The following is a 12668-nucleotide window of genomic DNA, read 5'->3' on the forward strand; positions in this document are numbered from 1 at the left end:
AGACGACAAGGTTGATAGGTCAGGTGTGGAAGGCCAGTAATGGTTGAAGCTAACTGATACTAATTGCCCGTGAGGCTTGACCATATAACACCCAATCAGTTTGGGTTGACAGACTGACACGCTGATTCAGCGAGAGTTACAGATTTCCAACGCGGCAGGCGGCAACAGCCGGCTTGTCAGACCAGTTTGCTTGGTGACCATAGCGAGCGTGACCCACCCGATCCCATCCCGAACTCGGAAGTGAAACCGCTTAGCGCCGATGATAGTGTGGCGATTTGCCATGCGAAAGTAGGGAATTGCCAAGCGCCTTACCGAAAACCCAGACCTGACGACAGGCCTGGGTTTTTTTTTGCCCGCCAAGCCGCCCCCGCATCGGGCGACTGGCCCGGGCCCGGCTTACGCGGCTCGGGTTTTATACACTTTCAATGCAAATTGCAGGATGCTAATGAGTGAAATTGGACTACTCTGACTATACGCCATCCTTGATGGATGAATATACGCTTGGATCCTATCGGATGGGATCGGTTTTCGGGTCATATTCAACCGGATTTTTGACGACTTTGATTCGCTTTGTTGAGCGATTGCCGGAATCACATCGGGAAATGGCCTATGGCTATCCCGGTTCCGTCGCGTCAGGAGGGAGGATCCTCGAGGCATTCCTCCCCGTTATCCCGTTGCCAGCACATGCATTCGTTTTAAATTGAAGGCTAGGGTCACCAGTTTCCACTTACCCGCTGCCGCCTCAACGCCTTTCGGCAAGAATTAGCGGAAGCTCAGCAACTGTTTGATGATCCCAAACACAGGCTCGACCGTGCTTTTGCGTTTGCCGTAAAGTTCACGGCCGTGAATTTTCGGCTCTTTTGGCCGGCGTCATTGGTTTCATGTTCCGTCTCATCCTTCACCAGGCGTTCTGCTAGCGGCAGATGATGGGTTTTCATGCCCAAGGCGATGAGCGGAGCAATCTTTTCATCCATACAGGTCTGGATATTATCCTTACTGAAGCAGCCGTTGTCGACCTGCCGCGTTTTCGGTTTGCCGAAACAGTCTGGCTGGGCTTGCAGCGCCTTCAGCATCGGCTCAACTTGCCGCTTGTCGTTGGCGAGGGGCACGAAGACGTTGACGCTCGTCATGATCTGAGGTTCTGCATCGGTCAGTTTGATCTGGTCCTTGGCTTGTAGACCGGTTTCAGGCGCCTTGGGCTCCGCCAGAGCTTTCAGGCGATCTGCCCGGCGCGCTATTTCCGTCGCCTTTTTCAGCGAGGCTTGAACTTCTCGCGCAGTTGCGCTTCCGGCTTTTCGATGTGACCATGGGGCAAGGCATTGTGCTTAGAAGTATTGAAGTATTATAGCTTTGGTCTTGGTGCCATCCAGCGAATGTCGGCTCTAAGTTTGGTTATTTATATTGAGCTGGTCGAATGTCGCTTCAATCAAACCAACAGCTTTTTTTGTACCTTGTACGGAATCCATCTTATCTTTCGCATTAAGTGCATTTACTTGCAGGTCGGTTGATTGTAATACCGTTTTTATTCTTTCTGATAATGTTGCTGCGGTAGCGTTTTTTGCCGGTAGAGGCGTCGGAGCCAAGCCTAAATGTTGAAGTTGGCAAGCCCAAAATAGTTGTTCGTCCATGAAGGGTACTACGATTGAGGGGCAACCGCTGAGTGTGGCAGAATGAGTGGTTCCGGCGCCGCCGTGATGAACAACGGCGGCGCAATACTTGAATACAATCTGGTGGGGGTGTCTGCCGACAAAATAAATGTTACCTAACTGTGTGTCGGGCGGATATCTGTCCGAACTGGTTTGAATGATTGCACGGCAATTTGCCTGTAAAGATGCCTGAATAAACAAATGCATGCTCCATTCAGGTACGGCTTGTTGGAGGCTGCCGAATGTCATATAAACAGGTTTTTCTCCCTGATCAAGAAACTGTTTCAGACTCTTAGGGATTAACCAGGTTTCAGCCTCATCGGATAGATTTAAAAAACCACAGACTTGGTGTGTTTGATGCCATTGGGCCTGGTAAGGGCAAAATAACGGATCAACAGCTACCAGATTAAGACAATTCGAATTCAGCAATTCTGGAAAAACATGTTTAAAGCTTGGCATGCCTTCGCTAAGCCATAGTATGCTTAGTTTGTCTTTTAAGGCGAAATCAAAGATATAATCCAGGATACGCCATTGAAAGCGGTTAATTAAAGCACCCAAGTCAGGAAACTTGAAGGGAGGGTGATCAGTCATGGCAATTGCACCATGACAAAATGTTACACTGAAATGCGGCTTATTTTGTTTGCTAGCCGCTAATTTCAAAGGATACAGGAAGTGGTGTCCGATAACGCAATCATTTTCTTCTACCAATTGCTTGGAAGCTTCGTAGATGGACTGCTCGTAAGGAAAAAAAACAGCTTCGAGTAAAGCATTAAGCCATTGCAATGTGTTCATTCTGAAGGTGTTCTGGGCAAAGGCGGGCATATCAAACTCGATATGTGCCGGTATTTGCCGATAGCGAATAGCCAATCGCTGACAAATATCCGCATAGCTATTGTTATCGATACTGGTGACTGCCAAGGTTACCTGATGCCCTGCTTTCTGTAATGCTTCGGACAAAGCGAGTAACGGCCGAGCATCGCCGTTGGATCCCCATGTTTGTATGCCTATTTTCATGATTTGCACACCATTCAAAGCAGATGAATAGCCAGCCAGACGCAGTCAGTATCCGGCGCTGTCCATTCGACGCGATGTCTGGTATGGGCGGGGATCAACAGATAGTCCCCGGCTTTTAATGCAATGCGGGCCTGATCTCGTTCATAACAAATAACCGCCTGTCCTTGAAGCAGCATGACCCATTCATCAAAGGCTTGATCGTACCAATAGCCTTCAGGTGTGACATGACTTCTGGAAACGATACGTTCGATATGCACGTTATCCCGCTCGAGCAGACATTCAAACAGTTCTTCAGGTAGTTGCGAGGGAATATTGCTAAAAATATTGGAGCAATCAGGTTTCATCTTTTATAGGGCGAAAACGATAGATGCGATAACAATATAGGCTGGCAAAATATTTGACAATGGCTATTAATCATTTCGCGGTCTTTAATCTATTTCAGGATCTAACCGTAAATCCAATAATAGAAAACCATGATCTTGTATAATGGGGCATTATTTCGGACATTATTGCTGAACATTGTCAGCGGTGATTCCATACAAAAAGTGAGCCTGTACAATCAATGATATCAAACAGCAATGTATCCGTATCGGTCGCTGTTATCGGCGGCGGTCCTGCAGGGTTGATGGCTGCGGATGTTTTAACCGGGGCCGGCGTAAAAGTCGATCTTTACGATGCAATGCCCTCCGTTGGGAGAAAATTTCTGATGGCCGGCAAAGGCGGCATGAATATTACTCATTCAGAGCCGTTTGACCAATTTCTCTCCCGTTACAACTCGCGAAGAAACCACATTGAACCGATGCTTGCAGCCTTCGGCCCGGAAGCGCTGCGGAAATGGCTGCATGAACTCGGCATTGATACTTTTATCGGGACATCGGGACGGGTTTTTCCGACTGATATGAAGGCTGCCCCTTTATTACGCAAATGGATGCAGAGACTACGCCTGGCCGGCGTGAATTTTCATATGCGCCATCAATGGTCAGGTTGGGCTGACGGCAGGCATGATGTGCTGTGTTTTTCCACACCTGCAGGTGTTTGCAAGATAAAAGCCGATGCCATAGTGCTGGCATTGGGCGGAGGCAGTTGGTCACGCTTGGGGGCAACCGGTGCCTGGGTACCAGTGCTTACTGATCGCGGAATTGCAGTTGAACCGTTGCGCCCGTCAAACTGCGGATTTACCGTTGATTGGAGCGAGCATTTTCGTGACCGATACGCGGGGCAGCCCCTGAAGGCAGTAAGGTTGACTTTCATGGATGCGGAAGGGGGCCCGTTCCATCAATCGGGCGAATGCGTCGTGACGGATTACGGCATTGAAGGCGGCTTGATTTATGCCGTATCGGCGCCTGTGCGTGAGCAGATTGCCGCGACGGGTGGCGCAGTGATACACCTTGACCTTATGCCAGATAAAGCGTTGCCGTTTTTAATCGAGCGCGTGTCTTGGCCGCGCGGCAAACTTTCCATGGCGAATCATCTCCGCAAACGTTTAGGTATCGATGGTGTAAAAGCCGGTTTACTGCGCGAGATTGTATCGGCGCAAGACTTTGCGGATCCTGTTCGGCTTTGCTCGGCTATCAAGGCGCTGCCGATTAAGCTCAAGGCTACCAGGCCTTTAGATGAAGCGATCAGCAGCGCCGGAGGAGTTGTCTTCGAGGCATTGGACGATCAATTAATGTTGCGTTCCATGCCGGGCGTGTTCTGCGCCGGCGAAATGCTGGATTGGGAAGCACCGACAGGCGGATATTTACTCACAGCGTGCTTTGCCAGCGGACATATGGCCGGGATTGGTGTACTGAACTGGCTGAAAGCCAGAGGCAGGATTTCTGGATTAACGCGTCCGGATTGATCTATCGGATAACCTTACCCCCACAGGACACAGCTAAACGGATCTATGGTCATCGATCTGCCGCAAGCGGTTGACGCCCCGGCTAATAACAATGTCGATCCAATGCTGGAGCGCGATGCCGTCAATTTAGCTAATTATTTGGGTCACTTTGCGCCTGAATGGCATACCACACCTTACGGCAAGCAAATCTGGACGCTCTGCCAGAGCGGTTCTGCAGCCGTCAAACGAGTTAGCCGGCCGTTAAGGATTTGGCTAAAAATGACTGCCTGAAATTAGCATCTTGCATAGGATGTGCCGGCCAAAAGCAGGCGCTCCAGGCGACGCGGTTAAACGCATCGCTCGCGAACGATGCGCCCCCCTGGTGTCGGCACATCCTATGTTAAACAGGGACATTATTGACGACCAAATCTCTATCAGTCGAACTGATAGGGATTTGGAAACTATAAAATGAAAAAAGCGTTATCTGCCGCAGGTTTATAGCATTTCCAGTGTTTTTTAGCTTTTGTATTGTTCCTATCAAAGCTTTCCGCAAGTCTAACCAAAATCTTGAGCCTTCTTATCGGAAATAGTCAAGGCACAGATTTCATATTTGAGTTATCTTAGAATTGAGACTGTGTTTTTATAGCGATTAGATTGATAAGGAGAATGGCTTACCATGAATATTAGAGACATTGACTTTGCCGCTTTAATCGATAAAGGTGTTGTTTTATGCCGGAAGATTTCGAGATGGCTAGATAAGGTTAAAGGGCTGGATTTTCTTGCGCCGTTATTGCTAAGGCTTTATCTCGCACCGGTTTTATGGATGGCCGGCACCAAAAAAATCGTCAACTTTAGCAGTACTGTCGACTGGTTCGGTAATACCGACTGGGGCTTGGGCATGCCGTTGCCCTGGCTGATGGTTTTATTAACGATAATGGTTGAGATTCTAGGCGCTTTGTTTTTGCTGTTTGGATTCGGTGTGCGTTTAATTTCCCTTCCGCTCATGGTCGTGATGGTCGTTGCTGCCATTACTGTGCATTGGCAATACGGCTGGCTGGCAATTGCCGGAGACAGCGGCTTATTTGCCACCGACAGAACCATGGCGGCAATGGAGCGCCTTGAGCAGGCAAAAGCCATACTGCAGCAATATGGCGATTATAACTGGTTGACCGAAAAAGGTAATTTTGTCGTGCTCAACAACGGCATTGAGTTTGCCGCGACTTATTTCATTATGTTGCTGGTACTGTTCTTCATGGGCGGCGGCCGTTACGTCAGTGCCGATTATTGGCTAACCCGTAAATATTATTGAGCGCATGAGGTGTAGATATGTTGATCAAACGCAAAGCAAATATTTTGACTAGCGAAATTACCGATCGGGCGGTTTTTGAATCACGCCGGCGGTTTATTAAAGCCGCGGCCGCCGGCTCTGCGGCTCTGATGCTGCCGACACTGGCTGAAGCTGAAAATGGCATATATGCCGATGTACTCACGGGGCCTTATTCGGCGCCTTTGTCGCCGACGGATTACGAGGATGTCACCAGCTATACGAATTATTATGAGTTTTCCACCAATAAAAAGGATTCTTCTCGATTGGCGCAGGCGTTAAAAACCCGGCCGTGGAGCGTAACGGTAGAAGGCGAGGTAGCCAGGCCCGGCATTTACGATCTGGAAGATATATTGAAAGATAATCCGCTGGAGGAGCGCATTTACCGTTTTCGCTGCGTGGAAGCCTGGTCTATGATCGTGCCATGGATCGGTTTTCCTCTGGGCCAGATGCTTAAACGGTTTGAGCCAACCTCAAACGCGAAATTTGTCGAGTTCACGACGATTTATAACCCGGACGTTATGATTGGCCAGCGCTCCGGCGTTTTGGAATGGCCTTACACGGAGGGATTAAGAATCGATGAGGCCATGCATCCTCTAACGATTATGGCCACCGGCATGTATGATGATGAACTGCCCAAGCAGAACGGTGCCCCGCTGCGCTTGATCGTGCCGTGGAAATACGGCTTCAAGAATATCAAGGCGGTCGTAAAAATCCGGCTGCTGGAAAATATGCCCGATACAGCCTGGAATAAAAGCGCGCCGAGAGAGTATGGTTTTTACGCCAATGTCAATCCAGAGGTTTCCCATCCGCGTTGGAGCCAAAAACGTGAGCGGGTACTGGGCAGCAGTATTTTCGCGGCCAAACGGAACACCGAAAAATTCAATGGTTACGGCGAACAAGTGGCGTCACTTTATTCCGGTATGGACTTAAAAAAATATTATTGATGGCGCTTGATAAAAAATACTGGACGGCCATCAAAGCCTGTGTTTTTCTGCTGAGCCTGTTGCCTTTTGTATTATTACTTAAAGCAGCCATCCAGGACCAGCTCGGCGCTAACCCAGTAGAGGCGTTGCATCACGGATGCGGGGATTGGGCATTGCGGTTTTTATGCCTGGGACTGGGACTGACACCCTACAGAAAAATAACCGGCCAAAGCTGGCCAATCCGGTTCAGGCGCATGATGGGACTGTTCGCCTTTTTTTATGCTACGTTGCATTTTCTGGTTTATGTCATTCTTGATTTGTCTGGATCGTGGTCCGCATTTAAGGACGAGGTGCCCGACAGTCCGTATATTCTAATGGGATTGCTGACTTTTTTCCTGATGATCCCGTTGGCCGTTACCTCGACAAAAGCGATGCAAAAACGCTTGGCCGCAAACTGGAGAAAACTGCACAGACTCGTCTATATCATTGCCATTACCGCGCTAATCCATTTTTTCTGGCTGGTAAAAGCCGATTACACCCAGCCACTTATCTATGCATTGATTATTTTTGTGCTGCTGGGGTTTCGCATGCTGCTGTTTTTCGGGAAAAAAATAAACAAGATCCAGTCTGCTTGGGCCAGTGAGTAAACCAGCAGCGGGACGGGGCAGGCTTATCTGATGTCGAAAGATGTTAATTGTTCATCAGGTTGTAATTCTGTCATTTCAATGTGATCGACGCGGGCCGTTAACGGCCCTTTACCACACCATTTGATGAACTCTTCCAGGATCGAGTTATCCGCTTCGGCAATAATCTCAACTCGTCCATCCGGCAAGTTACGGGCGTAGCCCTTCACATTCAACTGCCTGGCCTTGTTCTGGGTAAAGGCGCGAAAATAAACGCCCTGAACCCGGCCGGAAACCAGAATCTTCACTTTACGCATCATGCCTGTATCCTCCAGCAATAATGGATTTTCGGATTGCGGGCAAAATCCTCGGGGATAGTGGCTGCGGTAATATCCTCGATCATTAGCCCGGACAAGGCGGGCCTGTCGAGTTTAAAACGCCTGAAATTAGTCGAGAAGTATAAAATGCCGTCCGGCGCCAGCAGTGACATGGCATGCTTGATCAAAGACACATGATCGGTTTGCACATCAAACACGTCATCCATGCGTTTTGAATTGGAAAAAGTCGGCGGGTCGAGAAAAATCAAATCATATTGCCGGCAATAAGGTTGTTTGGCTTCAGTTGCCAGCCATTCCAGGCAGTCGGCCTGGATGAATTCATGGTCGCCCTGTACGTTATTCAATTGCAGATTCTTTTTTGCCCAGTTCAGATAGGTATGGGACATATCGACTGTTGTGGTCGATCGGGCGCCGCCGACGGCGGCATGTACGGTCGCGCTGCCGGTATAGGCAAACAGATTCAAGAAGCGTTTGCCTCGGGCTTGTTTCTGGATCATCAGGCGAATAGGCCGGTGATCCAGAAACAAGCCGGTATCCAGATAATCTTCAAAATTGACCTGTAATTTGCAACCGCCCTCTTCGATGATATAAAAAACGCCGGAGTCGCTGTGTTTTTCATACTGCTCGGTACTTTTTTGCTTGCGGCGGATTTTCAGGAACACCTGGTTCGGACTGATCTGCAGTACGCGTGGTATTTCCGCCAGCACGCCGGCCAGGCGCTGATCGGCCTTGTGCTGATCAATACTTTTGGGTGGTTCGTATTCCTGTACGTTGACCCAGGTTTGCTCGCCCTGATAAATATCAACAGCGACCGCATACTCCGGTAAATCGGCGTCATAAACGCGATAGCAGCTGATCCGGTTTTGCCTGGCCCATTTGGAAAGCTTTTTAAGGTTCTTTTTAAGCCGGTTGGAAAACATGTCGGCACCGGCATCGGCGGACTGTTTCTTGCTGGTCTCGGTGATTTGGCTCAGCCGTTCTTCCTGCGTTTTGGCTTTAGGCGTAAAAAAAGCGTTGTCTTCAACGGTAAAGCGCAGAAGCTTGCATTCGAGCGCGCCGTTGAACAGCGTAATTGGTTTTTGCGAACGTATCCCCAAGCGAAAGCCCAACTCCGGGTTGCTGATGATCATGGCGGCTTTCCAGCCGGTAAAATGCGCTTTCAGGATATCGCCGAAGCGCTTATACAACGCGGCCGTATCCTCTTCGCTGCCGAGCCGTTCGCCATAAGGCGGATTACAGATGACCAGTCCAGGCTTCCAGCTTTCCGCTGGCTGAGCATCGCCGATATCACGACGCTCGACATGGATTTTATGTTGCAGACCGGCATTGGTGATATGCGTTAAGGCGGCATTGATCGTGTGGCGGTTCTGATCGAAACCAACGATGACAGGCATGTTTTCAAGCCCGGTTATTTTACGCTGTTCGGCTTCCGCGCGCAGTTTCTTCCAGCTTTCGGCATCGTGTTTTTTCCAGCCTATAAATCCGAAATAATCACGCAGCAGACCCGGCGCATAATCGGCGGCGATCATCGCACCTTCCAACAACAAGGTGCCCGAGCCGCACATCGGGTCGATCAGTGATCCCTGTCGCCGGGCGATTTCAGGCCAGCCGCTCCGCAACAGCATGGCAGCGGCCAGGTTTTCCTTGATTGGAGCCTTGATGTTGATATCGCGATATCCGCGCCGATGCAGGCTTTCGCCGGAAAGGTCCAGGCTGAGTTGTGCCGTGGTTCCATGCAAATAAACATTGATGCGGATATCGGGCTGTTCGGTATTGATGCTCGGGCGCTTTTGAAATTTGGCGCGCATCTGGTCGACAATCGCATCCTTAACTTTTAAGGCACCAAAATGCGTATTGTTAATGACTGGCGAGTTCTTGGCGCTGAACGAGACAGCGAAGCTGCCTTCCGGCCGTAAATGCTCAAACCAGTTGATTTTCTTGACGCCGTAGTACAGGTCGTCCTGGGTTTTCACTTCAAAAGAGCTCAGGACCAGTAAAACCCGGTTTGCCGTTCTGGACCATAAACAAGCCCGGTAAGCTGTTTCCAGGCTGCCTTCAAATGCGACGCCCGCCATGGTTGGCTTGGTATTCTTGATGCCGAGAGCCTGGAGTTCTTCGGTAAGAATAGTCTCCATTGCTTTGGGTGTCGTGGCAAATAATTGATAAGTAGGCATGGTCAAACAAGGCTGGGGAAATATCGGTTGGCTATCGGCTTTAGCATGGCTTCTCGGCCGATAGCCCCTATAAGGCAAGGTTTTAAACTGGCGGATTATGCGCCACGCAGGTGTTTTGGATGTTAGCTTTGTTTATTGAACTTTGATCAGTTCAACGTCAAAGATCAAAGCGGCGTTCGGACCGATTGCGCGGCCTGCGCCATGAGCGCCATAAGCTAAGTCCGAAGGGATGTAAAAGCGGTATTTAGCGCCTTCCTGCATTAATTGAACGCCTTCGGTCCAGCCGGCGATGACCCGGTTTAAGGGGAATGTGGCAGGCTCGCCCCTGCTGTAGGAACTGTCAAACTCTTCACCGTCAATCGTTGTGCCTTTGTAATGTACCGTGACATTATCGGTGGCCGAAGGCGTCGCGCCCTCGCCTTTTTTCAGGATTTCGTATTGCAGGCCGCTCGCGGTTGTGATGATATTGGGTTTCTTGGCGTTTTCCGCCAGAAATGCTTCGCCAGCGGCTTTATTTTCTTCGGGTGTAGTGGCGTTAGCCATTGAAAACATAGTGATTCCTATAAGAATGATGGTGATAACAGAAAGAATTCGAGTTTGAAGTTTTCTCACGGTTTTCCCCCTTTTATGGCGTTAATGTGAAGCAGGTAGTTTACCAAAAAAACCGGCTGTTGCCGTTTAATTCTTGTTACAGGTACTTAATTGGTTTTGAAATATTTGCGCCCGCCTGGCTACTTTGTTGGCGACCTGCATTAACCAGGGCTTCTTCAAATAGTTTTTGCGTTGATAACCGCCGTGGCCCTCGTGGTAGGCGAGGTATAAATTTCTTGTGTCCCATTTTGGTATGCCCAGCTTCTTGTAACTGATATTGCAGTACCAGCCGATGAAATCAGCGGCATCGTCAAATTCGTCGCGATCAGCCCACCAACTGCCGGCGTTATTGATATAGCTGTCCCAGGTTTCGTCTTTCGCCTGCGCATAGCCATAGGCACTGTTGGCTCTGAACCAGGGAATAATACCCAGCAGCCAGGGGCGGGGCGGCCGTGCATCGGCGACAAAATGCGACTCCTGATGCATGATGGCCATCTGGACATGAACAGGCACGCCCCATCGCTCAAATGACTTTCTGGCATGGTCATACCAGTTATCTTTTTCCTTGAAAGTCGCGCAGATATTGTCGCTGTTTTTAGGGGGCATAGCCATGCAGGCTGTTAGAGAAAGTAGCAGGGGCAGAATGAGCGGTTTCTTCATGATAAAGCACGGAATTGAAAAACTGAAGACTATAGACAGAGTTAGAAAAAACAACCGATAATACGAACTCAGCAATATAATGACATGTCATAGTCTTGTACAGCAAGCAAGCTGCCATAAACTGATAATCAAGCAAGGAAACCTCAGATGTACTATGTAAAACGACCTTACCGTAAAAATTTAACATCGCATGGTTTGATTTATATGGGGGGGGAAGCGCGGGAAATTACCGTTAGAAACTTATCCATAACCGGGGCGCTTGCCGAATTGAACTGCAGGCAGGGTTATGAAAGTGCTGAGGCTATTTACGAGGTCATTTCGGCGTCGACAATGATAGATGTACGCTTTCCGGAAATGTGTTTAGTTGGCAATGCGGAGATCGTCAGAGTCGACATGGATGACGAACATACTTTTATTGCCATGGAGTTTAAGCGTATTTGCCATGATGTTGATGATCAGCCGTATAAGAAAAATTTTTACAGTAAATACATGGCGGCGCCGGGGCGTATCCGGTTAAATGACGAATATTTGGAATTTACCACCGTCAATGTTTCGGCGGGCGGTTTAATGATTCGTCTGTCTGAAGCCATAGCCGTCGAAGCAGGCATGAAAGCCCAGTTTGAATTTGAGCAGCTGGAACTGGAAGGAGAGGTTCAAATCCTGTCGGTTGACGCCGCCGATGCCGGGATAGTGATCGGGTTAAAGTATCTGTATATCGTCAATACGGCTGTGAACGGCGCTCCCTTCTTGATCTGAAACAAATTGCATAACCTCTTGCCACCAAGGCATGCCGGGAGCCAATGGCAGATCGTTGTGGTTGGAGCCCTTAAAGCGCCAGCGCTTCTTGCGGTGCCGCAGTGAATCGAACAGCCTGTCGCCGTATTTAACGGGAATGATTTCATCGGCTTCGGCCAGAACAACCGCCGTGCTTCCCATGTAGTCCTGCAGATTTTTGCTGTTGTCGTACCGATCCCGGATTAGCCATTTGGCCAGCAAAAACCGGTAATGATGGTGGGCGACATTAGCCATGCTGTCAAACGGCGTGATTAACACAATGCCTTTCACCGCCACTTCGCCGCTGGCCACAATGCCTGAAACGATGCCGCTGCCGAGCGATTCGCCCCAGAGAAACAGCGGGCCGCCAAAGTCATGCAAAGCCTGTTTAGCCGTTTCAATGCCATTTGAAATCAAGACTGTTTCCGAAGGCTTGCCCGTTCGGGCTCCATAGCCCGGGTATTCGGCTAGGATGACGCGATAACCGAGCGGTTCCAGGGCTTGCGAATAATAAATACGATTGATTGCCGAGCCGGCGTTACCGTGGAAAACGATGACCGTACCTCTGTCAGTTTCCGGGGGTGTTTGCGAGATCAGTCCGAGATAATCATCATTCGTTGGCCAGAGTTTGAGGTTCAATTGCCGGGCCAGTTCCTGTTGCCGTTCTGGCGCGTGCTGAGCGGGGAAGTAGATCATTTTTCGCTGAAACAGAAAAACGACCAGCAACAGGAGCAAATAAAGCAATAGCAGCGACAACATGCGCTTGGCGGCCATGG

At 49.5% G+C, this 12668-nt stretch carries 14 protein-coding genes and 2 rRNA genes; 8 read left to right on the forward strand and 8 right to left on the reverse strand.

Annotated features, from left to right (window positions below; genetic code table 11):
• Together EK22_RS04095 and rrf are read left to right on the forward strand one after the other, a co-directional pair.
• Positions 1–84, forward strand: a 23S ribosomal RNA gene (locus EK22_RS04095); the annotation flags it as partial.
• A 105-nt stretch (positions 85–189) separates the two neighbouring features.
• A 5S ribosomal RNA gene (rrf, locus tag EK22_RS04100) occupies positions 190–305 on the forward strand.
• 468 nt (positions 306–773) lie between these two features.
• Here the strand turns inward: rrf and EK22_RS04105 are convergent.
• From EK22_RS04105 to EK22_RS04115, 3 genes are all read right to left on the reverse strand, one after another.
• Positions 774–1130, reverse strand: a complete 357-nt coding sequence (locus EK22_RS04105; protein ID WP_027147255.1) for a hypothetical protein — start codon at positions 1128–1130, stop codon at positions 774–776.
• A 252-nt stretch (positions 1131–1382) separates the two neighbouring features.
• Positions 1383–2660 carry a glycosyltransferase gene (locus tag EK22_RS04110; RefSeq protein ID WP_036248375.1) on the reverse strand — a complete coding sequence of 426 codons (1278 nt, stop codon included), beginning with the start codon at positions 2658–2660 and terminating at the stop codon, positions 1383–1385.
• Between the two features lie 14 nt (positions 2661–2674).
• The gene (locus EK22_RS04115; RefSeq protein WP_036248377.1) at positions 2675–3004 is read right to left on the reverse strand and encodes a cupin domain-containing protein; all 330 of its coding nucleotides are present in this window, start codon (positions 3002–3004) and stop codon (positions 2675–2677) included.
• A gap of 218 nt (positions 3005–3222) precedes the next feature.
• Here EK22_RS04115 and EK22_RS04120 point away from each other — a divergent pair, with 218 nt between their 5' ends.
• The 5 genes from EK22_RS04120 (at position 3223) to EK22_RS04140 (ending at position 7379) form a co-directional block, all read left to right on the forward strand.
• Positions 3223–4503, forward strand: coding sequence for a TIGR03862 family flavoprotein (locus tag EK22_RS04120; RefSeq protein ID WP_036248380.1), 1281 nt, complete (start codon positions 3223–3225; stop codon positions 4501–4503).
• A 45-nt stretch (positions 4504–4548) separates the two neighbouring features.
• Positions 4549–4773 carry an RIO1 family protein gene (locus EK22_RS04125; RefSeq protein ID WP_036248383.1) on the forward strand — a complete coding sequence of 75 codons (225 nt, stop codon included), beginning with the start codon at positions 4549–4551 and terminating at the stop codon, positions 4771–4773.
• A 385-nt stretch (positions 4774–5158) separates the two neighbouring features.
• A complete protein-coding gene (locus tag EK22_RS04130; protein WP_020159257.1) occupies positions 5159–5791 on the forward strand; it encodes an HvfX family Cu-binding RiPP maturation protein in 633 nt (210 codons plus the stop codon).
• Between the two features lie 17 nt (positions 5792–5808).
• A complete protein-coding gene (gene msrP, locus EK22_RS04135; RefSeq protein WP_036248386.1) occupies positions 5809–6753 on the forward strand; it encodes a protein-methionine-sulfoxide reductase catalytic subunit MsrP in 945 nt (314 codons plus the stop codon).
• Positions 6753–7379 carry a protein-methionine-sulfoxide reductase heme-binding subunit MsrQ gene (locus EK22_RS04140; RefSeq protein ID WP_036248389.1) on the forward strand — a complete coding sequence of 209 codons (627 nt, stop codon included), beginning with the start codon at positions 6753–6755 and terminating at the stop codon, positions 7377–7379. Before msrP ends, EK22_RS04140 begins: the two co-directional genes overlap by 1 nt.
• 23 nt (positions 7380–7402) lie before the next feature.
• On the opposite strand, the gene EK22_RS04145 is transcribed toward EK22_RS04140, so the two are convergent.
• From EK22_RS04145 to EK22_RS04160, 4 genes are all read right to left on the reverse strand, one after another.
• Complete coding sequence (locus EK22_RS04145) at positions 7403–7675, reverse strand: acylphosphatase (protein ID WP_036248391.1); 273 nt, start codon at positions 7673–7675, stop codon at positions 7403–7405.
• On the reverse strand, positions 7672–9867 hold the full coding sequence (gene rlmKL / locus EK22_RS04150; RefSeq protein WP_036248393.1) for a bifunctional 23S rRNA (guanine(2069)-N(7))-methyltransferase RlmK/23S rRNA (guanine(2445)-N(2))-methyltransferase RlmL: 2196 nt from the start codon (positions 9865–9867) through the stop codon (positions 7672–7674). The genes EK22_RS04145 and rlmKL overlap by 4 nt, the downstream gene beginning before the upstream one ends.
• Before the next feature lie 132 nt (positions 9868–9999).
• Complete coding sequence (locus EK22_RS04155) at positions 10000–10419, reverse strand: FKBP-type peptidyl-prolyl cis-trans isomerase (protein WP_020159262.1); 420 nt, start codon at positions 10417–10419, stop codon at positions 10000–10002.
• 126 nt (positions 10420–10545) lie between these two features.
• Positions 10546–11118 (reverse strand): transglycosylase SLT domain-containing protein, encoded by a 573-nt coding sequence (locus EK22_RS04160; protein ID WP_036248395.1) that lies wholly within the window; start codon positions 11116–11118, stop codon positions 10546–10548.
• 147 nt (positions 11119–11265) lie between these two features.
• On the opposite strand from EK22_RS04160, the gene EK22_RS04165 reads away from it, so the two are divergent.
• Positions 11266–11874 carry a PilZ domain-containing protein gene (locus EK22_RS04165; protein ID WP_036248398.1) on the forward strand — a complete coding sequence of 203 codons (609 nt, stop codon included), beginning with the start codon at positions 11266–11268 and terminating at the stop codon, positions 11872–11874.
• Here EK22_RS04165 and EK22_RS04170 read toward each other — a convergent pair.
• Positions 11818–12666, reverse strand: coding sequence for an alpha/beta hydrolase (locus tag EK22_RS04170; protein ID WP_036248401.1), 849 nt, complete (start codon positions 12664–12666; stop codon positions 11818–11820). The genes EK22_RS04165 and EK22_RS04170 overlap by 57 nt on opposite strands.
• Positions 12667–12668 lie beyond the last annotated feature (2 nt).

Source organism: Methylobacter sp. BBA5.1 (assembly GCF_000746145.1).
Classification (GTDB): Bacteria; Pseudomonadota; Gammaproteobacteria; order Methylococcales; family Methylomonadaceae; genus Methylobacter; species Methylobacter marinus.